Origin of the sequence: Rhizobium sp. R634 (assembly GCF_002211305.1) — a bacterium.
In the GTDB taxonomy this organism is placed as follows: domain Bacteria; phylum Pseudomonadota; class Alphaproteobacteria; order Rhizobiales; family Rhizobiaceae; genus Rhizobium.
The window spans coordinates 502,224-523,356 of sequence record NZ_LOKW01000023.1; the positions used below are offsets into that span (position 1 = coordinate 502,224).

Genomic DNA, 21,133 nt, shown 5'->3' on the forward strand with positions numbered 1-21,133 from the left:
CGATAGGGTCATTAAACGGGACCTTGTCGGCACCAGGCATTCCCCCTGACGTAAAGGCGGGTTGTACCACCTACCGGGAAAATATTAGGCGATCGGTCGAAGTCTACTCTCTACCCACAGACATTCAATCCCGAGCAGTGCCGACGTGCTCGAGATGGCCGGTTGAGGCTGCGCCGTGGGGCCGTCAGTCAGGTCTGAACCTCAGCCGGTAAAAAAGAACTTGCTATGTTGGGTATGACATCATACCTTATACCTACGCGCAGAGGAGCACAGTGCGCGGAATTCGTGGGAACGCACTTTAGAGAACACTCCGGAACCTTGACCGGCTTTCCCGGCAGGAGCAGTGCGCCCGCGCGAGCGTGGGAGGACAGGTTTTGAGAAATACCCGACAGCGTTGCACCCGCACGCAAACGATCAGGCCTTACCGAGTGGGGAGGCCACTATGACTATTCACGGAGTCATCGAAGATGTTGCAAGGACCTCGAGCCTGGCAGCAATGGCACGCAAGATTGAACATGCCTTGGTAAGGTGCCTGGAGATACCGGTAGCACTTCTGGTGCTTTGCGAAATTCTTCTGCTGTTTTCGGCCGTCGTCGCTCGGTACGTATTCCACATCCCGCTGGTTTGGTCGGACGAACTGGCGTCAATCTTGTTCCTCTGGCTTGCTATGCTTGGCTCGGCCGTCGCTTTTCAGCGGCAGGAACACATGCGCATGACGGCGGTGGTCACCGCATTGAAGGGCGATACACGCCGCTTCGTTGAACTGGTTTCAGTCGCCGCGGCACTTGCCTTTCTCGTACTGATCCTGCCCGCATCTCTGGAATATGCCACCGAAGAGTCCTACGTCTGGACGCCCGCGATGAATATTCAGAACTCATGGCGCGCCTCGGCGTTGCCGACGAGCTTCGCTTTGATGCTTGTTTTCGCGGTGTTGCGGCTTCTGCAGAGCTCGAATCTCCGTCTCGCGCTCGGTGCGATTGCTGCCGTGGCAGCGGTCTTCTGCTTGTTTTGGGCGCTGAAGCCGGTCTTCGTTGGTCTCGGAAACCTCAATCTTCTCGTCTTCTTCGTCGGCGGCGTTGCGGCGTGTGTTTTTGGCGGCGTGCCGATCGCCTTTTCATTCGCGATCGCTACATTCGGCTACCTTATATTGACCACCAGAACGCCGCCTCTGATCATTGTCGGCAGGATCGACGAAGGTGTCAGCCATCTGATCCTTCTTGCGATCCCTCTGTTTGTGTTTCTCGGCCAACTTATCCAGATGACGGGTATGGCGCGGGCGATGGTTGCGTTCCTCGCTAGCCTTCTTGGCCATGTGCGCGGCGGGCTTCACTACGTGCTGGTGGCTGCGATGTATCTTGTATCTGGGATATCCGGATCGAAGGCCGCCGACATGGCCGCCGTCGCGCCCGTGTTGTTTCCGGAGATGAAGGAGCGCGGCGCAGACGAAGGCGATCTTGTTGCACTTCTCTCGGCGACGGGCGCCCAGACTGAGACAATCCCGCCTAGCATCGTCTTGATTACAGTGGGATCCGCAACCGGGGTATCGATCGCCGCGCTGTTCACCGGCGGCCTTCTCCCCGGCCTTATTCTTGCGGTAACCCTTTGCTTCTTGGTCCGCTGGCGCTGCCGCAACGATGACCCGAGCCACGTCAAGAGGGCAAGTCGAAGGCAGATCGGCAAGCTGCTTCTCGCTGCACTGCCTGCCCTTGCACTTCCGTTCGTTATCCGCTCAGCCGTAATCGAAGGTGTCGCCACGGCGACAGAAGTTTCGACGATCGGCATTGCTTACTCGGTTGTCGCGGGTCTGGTGTTCTATCGCCAGTTTGACTGGCGCCGGCTCAAGCCGATGCTTGTCGAGACGGCGAGCCTGTCCGGGTCTATCCTTCTGATTATCGGCGCGGCCACAGCGATGGCTTGGGGCCTGACGCAATCGGGCTTCTCGACGGCCCTGGCTCAAAATCTCTCAACGCTTCCGGGCGGTGCGGTCACCTTCATGATCGTCTCGATCATCATATTCATCATCCTCGGCAGTGTGCTCGAGGGGATACCCGCAATCGTGCTGTTCGCACCGCTGCTGTTCCCGGTTGCTCAGCAGTTGGGCATCCATCAGGTGCACTACGCCATGGTTGTCGTGTTGGCGATGGGTATCGGCCTCTTCGCCCCACCCTTCGGTGTCGGCTACTACGCTGCCTGTGCAATCAGCCGGGTCAGCCCCGACGCCGGCATGAAACCGATCGTCGGCTACATCGTCGCCATGGCCATAGGCCTTGCTGTGGTAGCCGCGGTTCCGTGGCTCTCGATTGGCTTCCTGTAGTCCGACCTCGACCAACCAAAATCCACAGAGCTTATTTGGAGGAGAACGAAATGGTAAATCTGACAAGACGCGCATTCACGATGACGACGACGCTCGGTCTCAGTGCCACGGCGCTCGGATTTTCGATGAAGCGAGCGGCCGCAGCCGAGTATTCCCTGAAGTTCGCGTTCAATCTGGCCGAAACTCATCCGATCACCACGCGCGCAAGGGAGGCGGCAGCCCGCATCCAACACGAGACAAACGGGCGGGTGGAACTGCAGGTCTACCCGAACAACCAGCTTGGTAGCGACACTGATATGCTGTCGCAGGTGAGAGCAGGCGGCATCGATCTGTTCCTGAACTCTGGTATCAATGTACTGTCCACGATGGTTCCGGCGGCCTCGATATATGGTCTCGGTTTCATTTTCCCGGACTATGACACGATTTGGAAAACGATGGACGGCGAGCTCGGTGTCGCTCTGCACAAGCTCATCGAAAAGGTGAATCTTCTGCCTATGGAAAAGATGTGGGACAACGGGTTCCGACACATCACCACCAGCACGCATCCAGTCAACTCGCCCGCCGATCTTGCCGGCATGAAGATCCGCGTCCCAGTCGGAGCGTTATGGACCTCCATGTTCCAGACGTTCGGGGCAGCTCCGGCGTCGATTAATTTCAACGAACTCTATTCGGCGCTTCAGACTAAGGTCGTCGATGGACAGGAAAATTCGCTGGCCAACATCAAGACTGCAAATATCGTCGAGGTTCAAAAATACTGCGCATTGACCCGGCACATGTGGGACGCCTTCTTCTGCGTTGCCAACAAGCGCAACTGGGAAAGCCTGCCAGCGGATGTCCAGGAGGTCGTGAGCCGCAACATCAACCAAGCCGCGCTCGATGAGCGTCAAGATATGGCCAAGTTGTCGGAGTCCCTGAAAGATGTCCTGGCCAAACAGGGTCTGGTATTCAATCAACCCGATACCGAGCCGTTCAGGCAGAAGCTTCGCGACGGTGGCTTCTACACAAGCTGGCGCGAAAAATATGGTGAGGAATTGTGGGCGATCCTCGAAAAGACGGTCGGCAAGCTCACCTAACGCCTAAAGCATACCTCCCAGCGGCCGGTTGTCCGGCTGACTCCCGGGTCTCGTGAGGAACATCACGGGGCCCGGCCTTTTTGTGACTGGGTGCCAGCGAGTCCGCCGCGTTCATGGTGCAGCGCCGCTACACTGGGAGCGCTCGGCCCGTCTTTCGTCATCAAGCGAACCCACCAGCACCCGTCGATCGGCGCGCGCGAGGTCTCGACAAATGAAAGACACTCCGCCTTGAACCAATACGGACCTACGACCCGTTGTTCCCTCCCATGTATCAATGAAAATTCCGGCTCTTAATCTTCAGCGTATCGATATGAAGATCCGGCGTGAACATGTCCCTCGCCCGAACCGCCGGAGGCGCCTTTTCGCGTGAATCGGGACTGCCGGGAGAGCCATGGGCGAATTCGTCACCGCGCCCGGTTGGTGGATGAAACGTGCCGTCGCGCCCCGCAAGCCCTGATAGATCACCCGACAGGTCGAAGAGCTGCTGGGCGACTAGGTGAACCACCTCGCCTTCGCGCTGGATCCTGCCGTTGATCGCCATCATGCTGGCGCCGAGCACCACCCGGCGCGCCCGTTCGAACAGCTTCGGCCAGACGACGACATTGGCAATGCCGGTCTCGTCCTCGATGGTGATGAACATCACGCCCTTTGCCGAACCCGGCCGCTGCCGCACCAGCACCAGGCCGGCCGCCATCAGCCACTGGCCGTCGCGCGCCCTCATCGCCTCTGCACAGGTGACGACCCGTCGCCGGGTGAGATCGGCGCGCAGGAATCGCAAGGGGTGGTCCCGCAGTGTCAACCCGACGTGGCTGTAGTCTTCGACGACGTTGTGGCCGTCGGTCATCTGCCTGAGCTCGACGTCCGGCTCCTGCTGCTCGGCGATCGCCCGCGCCTCGCGTTCGGCTGCAGCCGTGAACAGAGGAAGGGGCTCGTCGCGAAGCGCCTTGATCGCCCAGAGCGCATCGCGCCGTTCGAGCCGCAATGATGGCAGGAACGCGTCGGCTTGCGCCAGCTCGACAAGCGACGCAACCGGCACGCCCGACCGTCGCCACATGTCATCCACCGATGCGAAAGGCTCGTCGGCCCGCGCGGCGACAATGCGCGCGGCGTCCGCCGTCGCCAAGCCGCGCACCAGCCGCATGCCGAGCCGCACCGCATGCCGGTCAGTGCCCTCCATCTCCTCGAGCGTGCAGTCCCAACGCGACCGGTTGATGCAGACCGGTCGCACCTCGACGCCGTGTTTCCTCGCATCGCTTACGATCTGGGCGGGAGCATAAAACCCCATCGGCTGCGAGTTCAGGAGAGCCGCGCAGAAGACATCGGGGAAATGGCATTTGATGTAGCTGCTGGCATAGGCGATCAGCGCGAAACTGGCAGCATGACTTTCGGGGAAACCATAGGAACCGAAGCCTTCCAATTGGCCGAAGGTGCGTTTGGCAAACTCCGGTGAATAGCCGTTGCGGATCATGCCGGAAACGAGCTTGTCCTCGAACCTGCTGACGCCGCCGGTGAACTTAAACGTCGCCATGGATTTCCGGAGTTGGTCGGCTTCGCCGCCCGTGAAACCGGCACAGACCATCGCGATCTTCATCGCCGACTCCTGAAACAGAGGAACGCCCAGTGTCCTGTGCAAGACCGCCTCCAGTTCGGGCGTCGGATACTCGACCTTTTCCTTGCCCTCGCGGCGGCGCAGATACGGATGGACCATGTCACCCTGGATCGGTCCGGGCCGGACGATCGCCACCTGGATGACGAGGTCATAGAAGGTCTCCGGCTTCATCCGTGGGAGCATAGACATCTGTGCCCGGCTCTCGATCTGGAAAGTGCCGAGCGTGTCGGCCTTGCAGATCATCGCATAGGTCGCCGCGTCTTCCTGCGGGATGGTGGCGAGGTCGAGATCCTGATGCTTGTGCGCGCCAATGAGGGCAAAGGCTTTGGCCATGCAGGTCAGCATGCCCAATGCTAAGACATCGACCTTCATCATTTTCAGCGCCTCGACGTCATCCTTGTCCCATTCAATCACCTGGCGATCGGCCATCGCCGCCGGTTCGATCGGCACAAGATGATCCAGCCTGTCATGGGTGAGGACAAAGCCACCCGGGTGCTGGCCGAGATGCCGCGGTGCTCCCATCAACTGCGAGGCAAGCCGCAGCGTCAAGGCGAGACGCCGATCCTCCGGATTTAGGCCAAGAGCACGCACTTGGCTCTCGCCGACAGTTTCCGACCAGGACCAGATGCCGGAGGAAAGCGCCTTGATGAGATCCTCGGGCAGGCCGAGCGCTTTGCCGACATCGCGAATGGCGCCCTTGGCACGATAGCGGGTCACTGTCGAGCAGAGTGCGGCCTTGTCATGGCCGTAGGTCCTGTAGATCCATTGGATCACCTCCTCTCGCCTCTCATGTTCGAAGTCGACATCGATGTCGGGCGGCTCGTCGCGCTCCTGGCTGACGAAGCGCTCAAAGAGGAGATCATTGGTATCAGGATCGATCGAGGTGATGCCGAGCACATAGCAGACGGCGGAATTCGCGGCCGATCCCCTGCCCTGGCAGAGAATGCCCTGCGATCGGGCATAGCGGACGATCGAGAAGACCGTCAAAAAATAGGGGGCATATTTCATCGTCTCGATCAGAGCGAGTTCATGGCGGATCGTCTTCTCGACATGCGCTGGCAGCCCTTCCGGATAACGCGTCTTCACGCCTTCCCAGGTATAGTGCTCCAGCGACTGCTGCGCCGTCGTGCCCGGGATCAAAGCCTCCTCGGGATATTGGTAGACGAGCTCTTCCAGACTGAACCTGCAGCGCTCGACGATCTCCACCGTGCGTGCCAGCGCTTCCGGGTAGCGTGGAAACAGACGCGCCATCTCTTCCGGCGGCTTCAGGTAGCGATCGGCATGTCGCTCTCGCTCGAAGCCGACATCGTCGATAGTCGTGCCGGTGCGAATGCAGGTGACGACGTCCTGCAGCTGCCGCCGGCCGGGTTCATGAAACAGCACGTCATTGGTGACGACCGTCTTCACCCGGTGCTGCGCCGCCAGGTTCGATATTTCGTGCAGCCGCAGCTGATCGTTCGGCCGCCGGCGCAGACAGAGCGAGACGTAGGCGCGGTCGCCGAAAATCTCGGCCATCTTCCTCAGCTGCACGGCGCAGCCATCGTCCGGCATATCCGGGACAAGGACGCCAATCAGGCCTTCGCAGTAGTGCGCCACATCCTCGAGATGCAGGATGCAGTTGGCTTTGCCGCCGCGGCCCTTGCCCAGCGTCAAGAGCCGCGTCAGCCGCGAATAGGCAGTGCGGTCGGTGGGATAGACGAGGATCGACATGCCGTCAGCCAGATCGAGCCGGCAACCGACGACGAGCCGCAGGCCGGTGGCGCGCGAGGCTTCGAGCGCCCGGACGATGCCGGCCAGGCTGTTGCGGTCGACGATGCCGAGCGCCTCGATGCCCATGAGCTTGGCGGTCGCAAAGAGTTCTTCGGCCGAACTTGCGCCGCGAAGGAACGAGAAATGCGTGGTGACCTGCAGTTCGGCATAGCGCATCAGGCAAACACCCCATGCACGAACCATTGGTGCGATCCGGTGTCGGCGTCGACGCCATCGCCGGAGCGGAAAATCCAAAAACGCTCGCCGGCATCATCCTCGAGGACGAAATAGTCTCGAACCGCGACCCATTCGGAGCTGCGCTGCCACCATTCCCCGAAAATCCGCTCCGGGCCGTCGGCGCGCTGCACCCGGCGCCGCTTGCCACGCCAGGTAAAGGAAACCGGCGGATGATCGGGCAACAGCGCAATCACCTCGATCGCTTCCGGGTGTGGCAAGAGCCGCGACGGCCGCGGCCAATGGAGTGGCCAGGTGGCGCCGACCTCGTCCGCCGTCGGTGCGATCCGCCGGACACTGCGCTCCGGCACGTCGCTTGCCACCGGCGCGACACGGAAAATCCGCTGACCGCCGCGGTTTCCCAGCACGTCGATCAGCGGCGTTACATCGGTGATCTGCTCTTCGATCAGCGAGGAGGCCGACTGCGCCTCAACGAGCGGTTCGGCGGCGATTGCGGCGAGGCTCAGCTTCTCGATCCCGAAGCCCGGCTCGATCTTCTCGATCCGGTCGCGGAAGAGTTTCGTCAGCCAGGCGATATCTCGGACAGGCTTGGCCGTGCCGGCCCGGAGCGACTGAATTGTGTTGTCGACGCGGTGGACGATCAGATCGGCGCGCCGCACGCCAAGTCCTTTCTTCTCGAGCTCCAGACAGAGCTGCCGCACCAGGCGGCTCACATATTTCTCGATGGTCTCCGGGGCGCCGATCGGTTCGGCAAAGGATTTTTGCACCTCGACGAGATCAGCTGGCCGGATCGGGTCGATGGGCTCGGCGAGCCGGCCGAACATCTGATCGAGGCGGCGTCCGACTTCCGGGCCGAAACGCAGCGTCAGCGGCGCCCGCGGCGTCACTGCCAGATCACCGACGGTAGCGAAGCCGAGGGTTCGGAGGCTCCCGACGATCTCGGCCGGCAGCCGCAGTGAGGATAGTGGCAGACGGTTGACCGCCTTGGAGGTGTCGCCGCGCGGGATGATGACTGTCTCGCGATCCGTAAACCGGGCGAGCGCATGCGCCGCACCCCAGGTGTCTGCGATCGCTGCGCGCGCCGCGAGACCCCGGACACGGAAGCGGTTGACGAGACCGGAGAGCATCAGGTCCTCGCCGCCCTGCAGGTGATCGGCACCTTCGGTATCCATGACAATGCCATCAGGGGGATCCATGCCGACAACGGGAGAATATTGCGACAAGGCCCACAGCGTCAGCCGTTCCAGTGTCGTCAGATCCGCCGCCGGATCGGCATCCACCATCGTCAATCCCTGAACCAGCGCCTGTGCCTTAGCGGCCGGCATGCCGACGCGAAGCCCGAGTTTCGCAGCTGCCCGGTCGGCCGCCGCCACCCATCGCTTCGACCCGCTCCTGGCAATCACCACCAGCGGCGTGTCAGGATTGAGCGAAGGATCGGCGCGCCTGATCCGGTCGGTCGGCAGTGTCGGAAGAAAGACAGATACGACCCTGGCCATCACATGCTCCGATAATGAATTGTCCTCCCTCGCCTGCCCTGACCCGCATCAGCTCCGCCAGCCACCGCGCGCGGCCGACGCCCGGCACGGGCAGCGGCTCGGACGGCAGCACCGAGATCCGCCAGCGGGTCACAGCTGCCGTCGGCATGCCGAAATCGGAGGCTTCCGTCTGGCGCCGCCATCGGCGGATCACCAGCCCCAATGTGCCGGACTTTTCCGCCGCCAGCTGCAGCCGGCGCGATGCCGTCATCGGCAGGCGCACCAGCTCGGCGACGACGGCGCCGAGGCCGCCATAGCGCAACGCCTCTTCGAAGCTTGCGAGCACCGTCTCTTCCTTGTCGCATTCGACGAAAATGACACGATCGGGGTGAAGGCCGACCTGGGCGAGTGCGGGAAAGAACAGATCGAAGCGGGTGAGGCACCAGACCACCTTGCCGGTGGCCCGCGCCGCGATACCGCCGATGAAGAGCGCCGCGGCCGCGCCGTCGATCGCACCGTTGCCGCCGCCGGCGACTTCATGCAGCGCGCCGTAGGCCAGGCCACCTCCCGGCAGCTGCGCATCGATCTCGGCCAGCCCGAACGGAAGGACGGATGTTCGTCGCGCTGCAGCCCCTTCGAGATGCTGAATGCGATCTCGAAGTTCGGAGATGATCGGGTTCGCGCTGATCTGCGCCATTCGGAAGCCTTCGTCAAAATAGGTTTTCATCTCGCTCGAAAGCGAGTATGTTCCCTATTTGTTCCGACGCGGCATGTGAGTCAATGTGCATATACAGGCGAGTGGTCGCCAGGCTACAACCCGCCCATTTCCTGCGCCACCGGAAGAACCAGTGAATTCAATCGCCTACCGGAGGTCGGGCGACAGGCTCTGAAATGTCATCGATAAGAAAAAATACCTATGAAGATCCGACAACGCTCCGCGACTTCCGTGGATCGGTCGTCTCAGTCGAGTGCATTGCCTGTGATCGGAACACGGAGCTCGACCGAAAGACTCTGGTCAAGCAGTACGGCGCGAGTTTCACGTTCCAGCAGCTTCGCCGGCGGCTGAGCCTCGGCTGCCCTCGCCTGATTTCGGAAGATGGCGTCGACCGCTGCCAGACCCGCTTCCCCTGTCTCACCGAAAATGGCCTTTCATTCAGCAAGGAGGATACCCCATGACGGAAAACGTCGTATCGTTCGAGGAAAAGCGCCTTGAGGCGCTGTCTGGGACGATCTTCGGAACGACGGCCGAAGAACGGAATCTGGCAGCAATCCGCTCGAACATCGAGTTTGCCAGAAATGAACTGGCGCTTGTTCAAAGCTATATCGATCTCGCCTATGGCGGAGAAATCGTCTACACGCCGAATGACGGCACGAAACCGCAGGCGGAGGCCCTTGCGCATCTTGGCAGCGTTCTTTCCAATTACGAACAGGCGCTGTTCGATAAGATCGGCAGCCTCGAATACGAGCTGGAAATGCTGGAATTTCCGCCCGATCAGGATGAAGAATGAGACCAACGACCCACCGCCTCGAAAAAGTGGATACCGATCCGCACAAGCCAGTCGCGATGCCTGCGATCAAACAGCCAGAATCGCCTTTGCCCTGAGATCGGTAGTTGATAATCGCGGCAAATGCGCGGATGTTTATCGAGGGGACCGATCATCGTGACAAGCCTACGCCTGAGAGGTGAGATTCTTGTCGCCCTCATGATCGCCTGCGTTGCCACGTGCTATGGTTTTGGCCTTAGCCTCTTCCCGCAGATCATCCCCGACATGCGTCGTGACCTTGGCTTCGACTATGGATTCGTGGGCGTCGTCACCGGCATGGTCCAACTTTCGACTGTCGCTTTCGCGTTGCTCGGCACCTGGCTCGTCCATCGGATCGGGGCCGCGCGGACAGTCGTGGCCTCCGTGTCTCTTTGCGGGCTTTGCCTCGTGTGCATTGCCGCCACCGGCAATATCTATATCACCGCCTGCCTTCTCATGATCGCCGGCGGGACCGGCGCATCGACGTTCGTTCCGATGATCGATCTTGCCTCGCGCGTCGTGACCACCGAGCAACGCGGTCTTGCCATGAGTCTGATCTCCAGTGCACCAGCCTATGGAGTTCTGATCAACAGCGGGCTTGCATCAGCGTTCGCCGGCAGCGGTCACTGGCGGATAGCCTGGTACGTCACGGCCGGACTCACCATCACGCTGGCTATCGCCATTGCCATCCTCTTTGGTCGAGCGGGCCTCCTTCAGGAGACAACAGGACAAACAACAACCGCAGTTGGAGATGGGTCGCCAAGCCTGCGTCCGATCATGCCGTGGGGGGCGCTGATTTTCGTGCTCGGCTTTATCAACGGCATGATGCCCTATCCCTATCTCACCTATCTCTCTCCGTTCTTGCGGGAGGAGCTGGGCTATTCGGTCGGTTTCGCCTCCTGGCTCTGGGCAACCGTCGGAGCAGTGGGGATCGGCGCGGGTTTCATCGTGGGGGCGATCTCGTCACGCCTCGGATCACGCCATGCCATGCTGGCCTGCTACTCGAGCTTCCTCATTGCCGGCGCTCTTATCGCCATCGACCCCTCGATGGAACTGGCTTTGGCGTCGGCGATCTTCTTTTCGCTTGGCTTCTACCCGATTTATGGCCTGCTGCCGGTCTATGTCTCGCATCGCGCCGGGCCCGGCCTTGCAGTGACCGTCCTGGGTATCTGCACGGTGCTGCAGGGCATCGGCGGTACCACGGGCAACTTCTTCGGCGGGATGATCAAGACATCGACCCAAAGCTTCGACGGCATCTATCTCGCCGTGGCGGTCATGGCTTTGATTGCGGCGTGCATAACGATGGCGTTGCCGAAGGATTGACAAGTTCAGCCATAAGCCTTTGAGGGCGTTGGGCTGCGTTATCGGTCTATAGCCGGACCGATCGTCAGGTGAGCGACGTCAATGGAGAGCCGCAAGAGCTTTCAGTGCTTGAGGTCGCCCTTTTCGCCTCGGCCGAGCTTAGCCCGTGCTTCGCGTCGCGGCGGCTATCGGGTGAAAGCGACCGGCTGAAACGACAGGCGGAGCCGCCCGGTTTGCGCGCAATCATCAGCCAGACAATTCGCAGGACCGCAGCAAACGCTGGCAAGCCGAGATAAAGTCAGGTTCAAAACAGCCGATGGTATCGCATCGGCAGCGGCTCATTTCTCGCCGCTGCCTGCGTCGCAAGCTTGCGCATTTGCGAGCGACCAGCAGCAAAATGCGCTCGTGACCAGGCGGCTCGAGGTGCTGTCATAACCGGCTGTATCTCAGTATGGCCGAGGATCCCTGTCCCGCGACATCTGAGAGACAGCAATGACTTGGTCTTCGGGTGCCAGCAGATCGTGTTTTTCGGCGAAGGCAACATACAGACCGCGCGCCGTCTCCGGCTCGATCTCGCCGCGGAGCGCGGCACCGCACGCCTTGAGCGCGATGGAATGCGCGCTATCCCGCAACGACGTCGGCCACTCGGTGAGATGCCGATAGGCGTCCATCACGCTGCGGACCTCAAATGGAAACCCAAGACCAACAAGAACGGAGACAGGCTGTCTGAACATATCGGGCTTCATCATATTCTCCTTCCCAACCCCAAGTCTTGACCGGCGGAGCCGCGACGGGGCCTCCTGCCATGTGAGAGGGCCGATGGGCCTGGCCCGCCGGATTGCCGATCCCCTTTGTCCAACACCTTGAGGGCCTCAAGGATCTCATCATAGGAAACGGCTCTTTCCGCCCCGGGATAGAGTCGCAGTGCAGGTACCGATTCGATCGCAAAGCAATCGGATGCCCAGGCGGCGAGAATGGCCCGCTTTTCCTCAACGCTGATGTCGGTGGCGGTCAGCACATCACGGGGATGACTGAAATGTTTTGCCGGATGCAGCAGGTGCGCCGCGCTGATCGCCGCGGCGGCTTGCGGCTGGGAGAAGTTGCTTGTGTTTTCCTTTCTCATGGCTTGGCTCCATTGTGTCGACTGATGGAACTGGTTCATATGAGGGTATGTGGGGTGGCCCGCCCCGAAGGCGGGGCGGGCCGAGCAATCGTTTAGAAGTCCATGCCGGCGCCGGCCGGCATTGCCGGAGCGGCTTCCTTCTTCGGCTTCTCGGCGATCATCGCTTCCGTCGTCACCAGCAGGCCCGCAACGGAGGCGGCATCCTGCAGCGCGGTGCGGACGACCTTGGCCGGATCGATCACGCCCTGCGTATAGAGGTCGCCATATTCACCCGTTTGGGCGTTCCAGCCGTAGGAGAACTCGCTCTTTTCGCGCAGCTTGCCGACGATGATGGAGCCTTCGGCTCCGGCATTTTCGGCGATCTGGCGAACCGGTGCCTCGATGGCGCGGCGAACGATGTCGACGCCGACGCGCTGGTCGTCATTGGCGGTCTTGATCGCGTCGAGCGCCTTGACCGCGCGCAGCAGCGCCACGCCGCCGCCCGGCAGAATGCCTTCCTCGACCGCCGCCCGCGTCGCATGCAGCGCGTCGTCGACGCGATCCTTCTTCTCCTTCACTTCGACCTCGGTCGAGCCGCCGACGCGAATGACGGCAACGCCGCCGGCGAGCTTGGCAAGGCGTTCCTGCAGCTTCTCCCGGTCGTAGTCGGAGGTGGTTTCCTCGATCTGGGCGCGGATCTGAGCGGTGCGACCGTCGAGTTCCGCCTTCGAACCGGCGCCGTCGATGATGGTGGTGTTTTCCTTTTCGATCGCCACCTTCTTGGCGCGACCGAGCATGTTGAGCGTCACGTTCTCGAGCTTGATGCCGAGATCTTCCGAGATGACGGTGCCGCCCGTCAGGATGGCGATGTCTTCGAGCATGGCTTTGCGGCGGTCGCCGAAGCCAGGAGCCTTGACGGCAGCGATCTTCAGGCCGCCGCGCAGCTTGTTGACGACGAGCGTTGCAAGGGCTTCGCCTTCGACGTCTTCAGCAATGATCAGGAGCGGCTTGCCGGACTGGACGACGGCTTCGAGCACCGGCAGTATCGACTGCAGGTTCGAGAGCTTCTTCTCGTGAATGAGGATATAAGGATCCTCGAGCTCGACCCGCATCTTGTCCTGGTTGGTGACGAAGTAGGGGCTCAAATAACCGCGGTCGAACTGCATGCCTTCGACGACTTCGAGCTCGGTTTCGGCGGTCTTGGCTTCTTCAACCGTGATGACGCCTTCGTTGCCGACTTTCTCCATCGCTTCGGCCAGGTAGCGGCCGATTTCGGAATCGCCATTGGCCGAGATCGTGCCGACCTGGGCGATTTCCGAATTGTTGGAGATCTTGCGGGCATTGGTCTTCAGCTCGGCGACGATGGCTTCAACGGCCAGATCGATGCCCCGCTTCAGGTCCATCGGGTTCATGCCGGATGCAACCGCCTTGGCGCCTTCCTTGACGATCGCCTGGGCGAGCACCGTCGCAGTGGTGGTACCGTCACCAGCGAGGTCGTTGGTCTTGGATGCCACTTCGCGCAGCATCTGGGCGCCCATGTTCTCGAACTTGTCTTCGAGCTCGATTTCTTTGGCGACCGAGACACCGTCCTTGGTGATGCGCGGGGCGCCGAAGGACTTGTCGATCACCACGTTGCGGCCCTTCGGACCCAGCGTCACCTTCACCGCATTGGCCAGCACATCGACCCCACGCAGCATGCGTTCACGGGCATCGCTATGAAACTTGACTTCTTTCGCAGCCATTCTGTCACTCCTTCAATAGGCAGCTTTTTTGACTAATGCGCGGAAATCGCCTCAGGCGGCGATCTTTTCGGCGGCCCGGGCCTCGATGATGCCCATGACATCGCTTTCCTTCATGATCAGCAGATCTTCGCCATTGACCTTGATCTCGGTGCCCGACCACTTGCCGAACAGGATGCGATCGCCGACCTTGACGTCGAGCGCCTGGATCTGGCCGGCTTCGCTGCGCGCGCCGGGGCCGACGGCGATGACCTCGCCTTCCTGCGGCTTCTCCTTGGCAGTATCGGGAATGATGATGCCGCCCTTGGTCTTTTCCTCCGAATCGACCCGGCGGACGAGAATGCGATCATGAAGCGGTCGGAACGACATGTTTTCCTCCAATGGACAAACAATAACGATGTTGTTCCCCTGGCCGGACCGGATGACCAGTCCGGGCGGGTGCAAAACCTCTCGTCGAGCGTTCTGCGCGCAAAGATCTGGTTCTGCGCTTTTTCGATTTCAAGAGGGCCACGTAAAAAAATCAGCACTCGGCCGATATGGCTGCTAACACCCTGTAAAGGAACATTAAAATGGTGGACGCGTTCGGGATTATGTTGATCGTCGCAGAATTTTGCGCGACCTTCGATCGACATGAAACGGAGATGAAACATGCAATTTTTATCAGATCTCGACCGGCAGCTGAACGGCTACGGGCTGACGACAGCGCATATCCTCTATCGCATTCCTGATTTTGAATCCGTCCTGCAAAGCTATGTCTGGCAGGATTACGATCTGGCTCCGGACTTTCCGGAGATGCATAAGTTTCTGGATTTCTGGCAGTCCACGCTTGACGGGCCGCTTCATTCCGTCCGCTACACGCACCAACGGCTGATCGGGCCAAACGAATGGCGCCGCGTCGCGGGCGAGTTCAAGTTGCAGTGAGACTTGACACCGAAATTCCCTAATGGCCGCTTCGAGCTAAAGTCGGCCTCAGGACGAGGCCCGTATCGCCTTTGGCGGATGCAAACCTATACCGCCTCCTTGGGGAGTGTCAGAGGTCGCGTGAGCATACCGGTCCAACGTATTTGAATGTGAACAATGGGGCCGAGGCGCAAGCTGCCACTGCGCTGGCCAAACCCTCCATCCAGCCTCAGATTGGCACCCGTGACGTGACCGCCTGAGAACGGACAAGATAAGCAATGGCGCCGCCTTTAGTTTTCGCTTTGATACGGCCAGGAATCTTTTTGAGTGAAAAGCGCGCCTGGAGATCATCTATTGACCCTCAATGGAAGCCTTCACCCTTCTTGCCAGCGCCTCCATATCGAACGGCTTGGTCAATACCTGCATGCCCGGAGATAAATGTCCGTGATTTAAAAGCGCATTCTCCGCGTAGCCTGTGACAAACAGGACTGGCAGATTTGCGTGCCATTCGCGGGCACGATCGGCGAGCTGCCGACCATTCATGCCATTGGGCAGCCCCACATCGGTCAACAGCAGATCGATCCGCCGGCCTGTTTCCAGCACCTCGGTTGCTTCACGAGCGTCGCCGGCCTGAATCACCAGATAACCCAATTCCTCGAGTTGTTCAGCGGAGACCATGCGGATCAGGGGCTCGTCGTCGACGAGCAGGATTGTTTTACCTCGCTCTGCTGCAGTCAGCCTGCCAGCGGGAAGCGTCTCTTCCGAGCCGACGTCCCCCGTAAACCTTGGCAGATAGATGGACACGGTAGTACCTTCACCCAACTCAGAATAGATCTTTGCGCTGCCGCCAGATTGGCCCGCGAAACCCCATACCATCGAAAGACCGAGGCCGGTCCCCTCGCCGATCGGCTTGGTTGTAAAGAACGGATCGAAAGCGCGAGCAACTGTTTCTGCCGACATGCCCGTACCAGTATCCGAGACAGACACCGATAAATACTGCCCGGCCTTGAGCCCCAGAAGAGACGCCATGCGATCGTCAATCCAATGATTTGCTGTCTCGATCGTCAACCTGCCGCCAGATGGCATCGCATCGCGTCCGTTGATACACAGGTTCAGCAGCGCACTCTCCAACTGACCCGGATCGACAAGCGTTGGCCAGGCCCCGGATGTCTGAACGACCTCGACGGCCACGGCAGGACCGACGCTGCGGCGAAGCAGCTCTTCCATCGAGGTGATGAGCTTGGTGACATTGGTCGGCTTCGGAGCAAGTGTTTGTCTCCGGGAGAAAGCGAGCATACGCTGCGTCAGCGACGCGCCGCGCGTGGCCGCACCGGCTGCCGCAGTCAGAAAGCGATCGATATCGTTCAATCGGCCCTGTGCCAAGCGGGTCCTCATCACCTCCAGACTGCCAAGGATCCCGGCGAGAAGATTGTTGAAGTCGTGGGCAAGCCCGCCCGCAAGCTGCCCCACGGCTTCCATCTTCTGCGCGTGGCGCAGAGATTCTTCCGCTGCCATGAGTTCGCCCGTACGTTCCGCGACCGTTGCCTCCAAGACCTCGTTGGCCCGACGCAGGTCGGCCTGACTCGCCAGCAACTCCGCCTCCGATCTGACCCGTTCGATATGAGCCCACGAGCGGTCAGTGACCTCCTGGACAAGGGCGATTTCATGAGCGGTCCAATGATGCGGCAGCTTATGATGGACGGCCATGAGCGCTGTGAGTTTGCCGCCTTTAACCAGAGGCAGGCAGATGGTCGCCGCAATGCCTATTTTCTGGAACGTGGCTGCCTCTTCCGGCGCGATCTCCTTCAAATTGTCATTGATGACAAGGGGGCGGCCGGCGGAAAGCTCATCAACAGCGAGCCGGCCAAAATCTCTGAGATGGTATCGGCCAGTAATGTGGCCCGAACCGGGGGCTGCCCAGTCTCCTCGAATGGTGAAGCCGTCCTCGTCTGCGTCCATATCGGCGTAGGCGCAAACGGACACACCTAATTGTTGGCCGAGCATGCGCGTGCTGGTTTCCAATATGGAATCCGCGTTGTGAAGCGCGGATGTCGCCTTGCCAAGCGCGTCCAGAAAATCCAGCCGCGCCGTATAACGTGTCTTCTCCGCCTCTGATTTTGCGCGCTCGACAGCTGACCACGTCCGTTCGGCAACCTCCGTCGCGAGAGCAATATCGTTATCCGTCCACTTGTGTGGAATCGGGTGGTGAAGAAACAACATAGCTCTGAACCGGCCATGTTTGATCAGGGGCACTGCCAAGACTGTTCTCGATCCGATTGCATGGAACGCCGCAGCCATGCTTCCGACCCGATGGTCCCGGTCCACGTCGTCCACGCACATGACCCGCCCGGCCTTGAGCTCGTCGATGATCGGCGGACCGAAGTCATTCATGCGGTATTTGCCCGCTACACTTGCGATGCGCCCATCCGTCCAGTCGCGCTCCACGGTGACATGCTCTTCTTTTTCATCGATTTCACCGTAACCAACCCGTGCTATGCCGAGAGCTCTGCCCAACGCTTCGGAAGCCGCGGCCATCACTGCAACCGGATCGGCGATATCCCTGAGGGTCTCCTCCAACGCGAGATGGAAGGACTGTCTTTTTTCCAGCATGACGCGCCGGGTGGTTTCGGTGACGGCACAGAACATCCCCCGCACTACACCCTGATGATCGCGAACCGGCGAATACGAGAAGGTAAACCAACTTTGCTCGTCATAGCCCGCCCGGTTCATAACAAGCGGAAGGTCCTCGCTGAAAGTTGCGATGCCTTTCATCGCCCTGTCGATAAGCGGAAAGATGTCCTCCCAGATCTCCTGCCAGATATCCTTGAACCGCGCCCCAAAGGCGGCCGGATGCTTGCTTCCGAGTATCTGCGCATAGGCATCGTTGTAAAGGAAGGTCAGTTCGTCGCCCCATGCCACGAACATCGGGAACTGGCTATCGACCATGAGCGCCGTCACCGACTTCAAAGACTGATCCCAATGTTCCGGCGAACCAAGGGGCGTAAGTGCAAAGTCAACCGTTCTCAGGAGCCCCACGACTGGGTTTGACGTGAGCTCGGTCTCCAAACCCTCGGACCGGGCAGCCATCAGTCCCTCATCAGTGCAGATCCCAGTATCCGTCATTGCGCCCCCGCGTGTTAAGGCGACAGTCAACGTTTTCGACCTCGACAGAGTTCCGCACCCGCTAAGCTAACGCCTCGCGGTGCTGGAGAGGGTCGTATTCGCGGGGGGACTTGCGGCCGACGAGGGATGCGACAAGCGGACATCGTTTTTCACATACGACCTTGCCCCGTCCCGGTGGACGAGGCTTTTCCGTACGATTGAACGGTAACCTAGACGCAGCTGGGTTGGTTCACGATCGTAGGAATGGCTATGCGCTTCACGTAGATGCCCTCGCAGCGTTTGATCTGATCCCGAAGTGGTTCGTGCGGAGCTTTGGTGCGCTGCCATCGAGTAATGCTCCGCGCGGTCCGGAGATTTTATATTTATCGGACACGACGTGATCCTATCAGTCTACGCTGCCCGTCGCGATCTTCCGAAGCGCTTGATTGCTTGCTCAAGCGGCCGCTCGCCGTCGCAATAGTCCTGCCAGGCGGAGCTTTTGGCAAGCAGCGCCGGCACAGTTCGAAGCGTAAACCGCTTCGGGTCGAGATCGGACTTCACCTGCGCCCAGGTGAGTGGCATCGACACGGTAGCGCCGGCACGGGCGCGCGGTGAAAGCGGTGCGACGGCCGTCGCCATCCGATCGTTGCGGAGATAGTCGAGGAAAATCCTGCCGCCGCGAAGGCTCTTGGTCATCTTGATCAGATAGAGGTCGGGATTGTCACGCGCCATCTGCTGGCAAACATTATGCGCGAAACCCTTGGCCTCCGCCCATGAGAGAGGCTTGCGTTTGTTCACGGCAAGCGGGGTGACGACATGCAGGCCCTTGCCGCCCGTCGTCTTGCAGAAGCTGACAAGGCCGAGCTCGTCGAGCCGGTCGCGCATCTCGCGGGCGGCCGCCACCACGGTCGCAAACGGCACGTCCGGACCAGGATCAAGGTCGAACACCAAACGGCCGGGCACCTCCGGTTTGCCCGGCTCACAATTCCACGGATGCAGCTCGACACCGCCGATCTGGGCGATCGCCGCCAGCCCCTCAATCCGATCGATCTGCAGGTAAGGCTTCTTGTCGCCGAAGACCTTCACAAGCTCGAGGAGGTTAGAGGTGCCGGGCATCGCATGGCGCTGAAAGAACTGCTCGCCGCCAATGCCGTCGGGCGCTCGGATGATCGAGCAGGGCCGGCCCTTGATGTGATCGATCAACCAGGCGCCGACGGCTTCATGGTAGCGCGCAAGGTCCTCCTTTGTGACTGGCTCGCCGTCGCCGGCGTCCGGCCAAAGCGGCTTGTCGGGATTGGAAATCAGCACCCCCATGACCTCGGCCTTCGCCCCTTTGCGGCGGACAGGCCTATGTTTGGCGCCTGCGGCAGGTTCAGCGGTTTCAGTCTTGGCAGGCGGCGCCGGCTTTTCGGCCTCGACCTCTTTGGCCGGCTTGTCCTCGCGCAGCCCCTTGAAGGCAGCCTGGCGGACGAGGCCGTCCGCGGTCCAACCTTCAAATTCGATCTCGGCGACAAGCTCGGGCTTCACCCAGACAACTTCGGCTTCCTTCTTCGGAGCACCGATACCGGTAAATGGCGACCTCGCCGTTTCGAGAGCCTTCAGTTTCGGCAGCAGCATCTCGACTTTTTTCACGCCATAGCCGGTTCCGACACGCCCGACATAGACAAAGTGATCGCCGCGGTGCACCCCGGCCAGCAGGGATCGGAATCTGCCGTTGGTCTTGGCATAACCTCCGATCACCACCTCGTGCCCGGCCCGACATTTCGACTTCGCCCAGCTGTCGGTGCGCCCGGACTGATAGGGTGCATCCATCTGCTTGGAGATGACGCCCTCGAGGTGCAGCTTGCAGGCGGAGCGGAGCACGGCGTCGCCACCGGATTCGAAATGTTCGACATAGCGGATGCGGGGATCGTCGCCGGCAGCGGTCAGAAGGTTTTGTAGCCGCTGCTTCCGCTCGACCAGGCGCATCGACCGCAGGTCCTCGCCGCCGTCGAACAGCAGGTCGAACGCGAAATAGACGAGCTCACCGGTCTTGCCTTCCGAAAGAGCCGCCTGAAGTGCGGCAAAATCGGGAGCGCCATTCTGGTCGAGCGCGCATATCTCGCCATCGATGATACAATCGGTCAGTTCGGATGCCACATCGGCGATCGCAGGATACTTCCCAGTCCAGTCGAGACCCTTGCGTGTCTTCAGCGTCGCCGTCCCATCGGCGACCCGCATCTGGATGCGATAACCGTCGAACTTGATTTCGTGAAGCCAGTCGTCGCCGGCCGGCGGGCGATCGAGCCTGTCGCAAAGCTGCGGCTCGATGAAATCCGGCAGGTCGACCAAGGTGGATGTCGCGAGATCCTTGCTGGACCTCTTCTTGCGTTCGGCGGCGGCCAGGCCATGCTTGCTGTCCCAGACGGCATCCGCCTCCACGTCCGCGTTCGCCATCATGAACGGTCGCGGCTTGCGCCCCTTGCCTTCGGCGATTTCATCCATGCTGCGGCCGGAAGCGACCGAGGTCGCGTTCTCCTCCAGGACGGCCGCACCGTTTTCGTCGACCGAATGATCGTCATGATGTTTGATCAGCAGCCAGTTCGTCCGCTTGCCGCCATCGCGGTCATTGCGCATTCGCACCAGCACGAAGCTGCCGTGCAGCCGCTTGCCCTCGAGCGTGAACTTGAAATCGCCCTTCCTCAAGGCTTCTTCCGGAGACTTGCTGCCCTCCGGCTCCCAATAGCCGCGGTCCCACAACATCACCGTGCCGCCGCCATACTGGCCTTTCGGGATCGTGCCTTCAAAGTCACCGTAGTCGAGCGGATGATCCTCGACCTCGACAGCCAGCCGCTTGTCATGCGGATCGAGCGATGGCCCCTTGGTCACCGCCCAGGATTTGAACACACCGTCGAGCTCGAGCCTGAGATCATAGTGCAGCCGTGTGGCATCGTGCTTCTGGATCACGAATCGGCGCCGGTTCGACGGTTTGACGCGCGTCTCACCGCTGGGTTCGCTGGTTTTCTTGAAATCGCGCTTGGCCCGGTATTTCGAGAGATTGTCGGCCATGA

General features: G+C 60.7%; 14 protein-coding genes. 5 read left to right on the forward strand and 9 right to left on the reverse strand.

The window, feature by feature from the left end:
- Positions 1 to 496: 496 nt before the first annotated feature.
- Entirely contained in the window at positions 497 to 2,314 is a 1,818-nt protein-coding gene (locus tag ATY77_RS20330) for a TRAP transporter large permease subunit (RefSeq protein WP_210199546.1), read from the forward strand.
- Positions 2,315 to 2,394: 80 nt separating this feature from the next.
- Complete coding sequence (locus tag ATY77_RS20335) at positions 2,395 to 3,387, forward strand: TRAP transporter substrate-binding protein (protein WP_190237670.1); 993 nt, start codon at positions 2,395 to 2,397, stop codon at positions 3,385 to 3,387.
- A gap of 271 nt (positions 3,388 to 3,658) precedes the next feature.
- On the opposite strand, the gene ATY77_RS20340 is transcribed toward ATY77_RS20335, so the two are convergent.
- Genes ATY77_RS20340 through ATY77_RS20350 form a run of 3 tightly spaced genes read right to left on the reverse strand, consistent with a single transcriptional unit; the run spans position 3,659 to position 9,112 of the window.
- On the reverse strand, positions 3,659 to 6,922 hold the full coding sequence (locus ATY77_RS20340) for an error-prone DNA polymerase (protein ID WP_088688562.1): 3,264 nt from the start codon (positions 6,920 to 6,922) through the stop codon (positions 3,659 to 3,661).
- Positions 6,922 to 8,436 (reverse strand): DNA polymerase Y family protein, encoded by a 1,515-nt coding sequence (locus ATY77_RS20345; RefSeq protein ID WP_190237663.1) that lies wholly within the window; start codon positions 8,434 to 8,436, stop codon positions 6,922 to 6,924. The genes ATY77_RS20340 and ATY77_RS20345 overlap by 1 nt, the downstream gene beginning before the upstream one ends.
- Positions 8,357 to 9,112: an ImuA family protein gene (locus tag ATY77_RS20350; protein ID WP_088688612.1), complete on the reverse strand. Its 756-nt coding sequence runs from the start codon at positions 9,110 to 9,112 to the stop codon at positions 8,357 to 8,359. The genes ATY77_RS20345 and ATY77_RS20350 overlap by 80 nt, the downstream gene beginning before the upstream one ends.
- A gap of 475 nt (positions 9,113 to 9,587) precedes the next feature.
- Here ATY77_RS20350 and ATY77_RS20360 point away from each other — a divergent pair, with 475 nt between their 5' ends.
- Together ATY77_RS20360 and ATY77_RS20365 are read left to right on the forward strand one after the other, a co-directional pair.
- Positions 9,588 to 9,923: a hypothetical protein gene (locus ATY77_RS20360; protein WP_088688564.1), complete on the forward strand. Its 336-nt coding sequence runs from the start codon at positions 9,588 to 9,590 to the stop codon at positions 9,921 to 9,923.
- A 153-nt stretch (positions 9,924 to 10,076) separates the two neighbouring features.
- Entirely contained in the window at positions 10,077 to 11,261 is a 1,185-nt protein-coding gene (locus tag ATY77_RS20365) for an MFS transporter (RefSeq protein WP_245314374.1), read from the forward strand.
- Between the two features lie 425 nt (positions 11,262 to 11,686).
- On the opposite strand, the gene ATY77_RS20370 is transcribed toward ATY77_RS20365, so the two are convergent.
- From ATY77_RS20370 to groES, 4 genes are all read right to left on the reverse strand, one after another.
- Positions 11,687 to 11,986 (reverse strand): DUF982 domain-containing protein, encoded by a 300-nt coding sequence (locus ATY77_RS20370; protein WP_088688566.1) that lies wholly within the window; start codon positions 11,984 to 11,986, stop codon positions 11,687 to 11,689.
- Complete coding sequence (locus ATY77_RS20375; protein WP_088688567.1) at positions 11,986 to 12,363, reverse strand: hypothetical protein; 378 nt, start codon at positions 12,361 to 12,363, stop codon at positions 11,986 to 11,988. Before ATY77_RS20375 ends, ATY77_RS20370 begins: the two co-directional genes overlap by 1 nt.
- A gap of 92 nt (positions 12,364 to 12,455) precedes the next feature.
- Complete coding sequence (gene groL / locus ATY77_RS20380) at positions 12,456 to 14,084, reverse strand: chaperonin GroEL (RefSeq protein WP_088688568.1); 1,629 nt, start codon at positions 14,082 to 14,084, stop codon at positions 12,456 to 12,458.
- A gap of 51 nt (positions 14,085 to 14,135) precedes the next feature.
- Positions 14,136 to 14,450 (reverse strand): co-chaperone GroES, encoded by a 315-nt coding sequence (gene groES, locus ATY77_RS20385; protein ID WP_088688569.1) that lies wholly within the window; start codon positions 14,448 to 14,450, stop codon positions 14,136 to 14,138.
- A 279-nt stretch (positions 14,451 to 14,729) separates the two neighbouring features.
- On the opposite strand from groES, the gene ATY77_RS20390 reads away from it, so the two are divergent.
- On the forward strand, positions 14,730 to 15,002 hold the full coding sequence (locus ATY77_RS20390) for an usg protein (protein ID WP_088688570.1): 273 nt from the start codon (positions 14,730 to 14,732) through the stop codon (positions 15,000 to 15,002).
- A 330-nt stretch (positions 15,003 to 15,332) separates the two neighbouring features.
- Here ATY77_RS20390 and ATY77_RS20395 read toward each other — a convergent pair whose 3' ends face one another.
- Together ATY77_RS20395 and ligD are read right to left on the reverse strand one after the other, a co-directional pair.
- A complete protein-coding gene (locus ATY77_RS20395) occupies positions 15,333 to 17,948 on the reverse strand; it encodes a GAF domain-containing protein (RefSeq protein WP_245314375.1) in 2,616 nt (871 codons plus the stop codon).
- A 546-nt stretch (positions 17,949 to 18,494) separates the two neighbouring features.
- Complete coding sequence (gene ligD / locus ATY77_RS20400) at positions 18,495 to 21,131, reverse strand: DNA ligase D (protein ID WP_088688571.1); 2,637 nt, start codon at positions 21,129 to 21,131, stop codon at positions 18,495 to 18,497.
- Between the last annotated feature and the right edge of the window lie 2 nt (positions 21,132 to 21,133).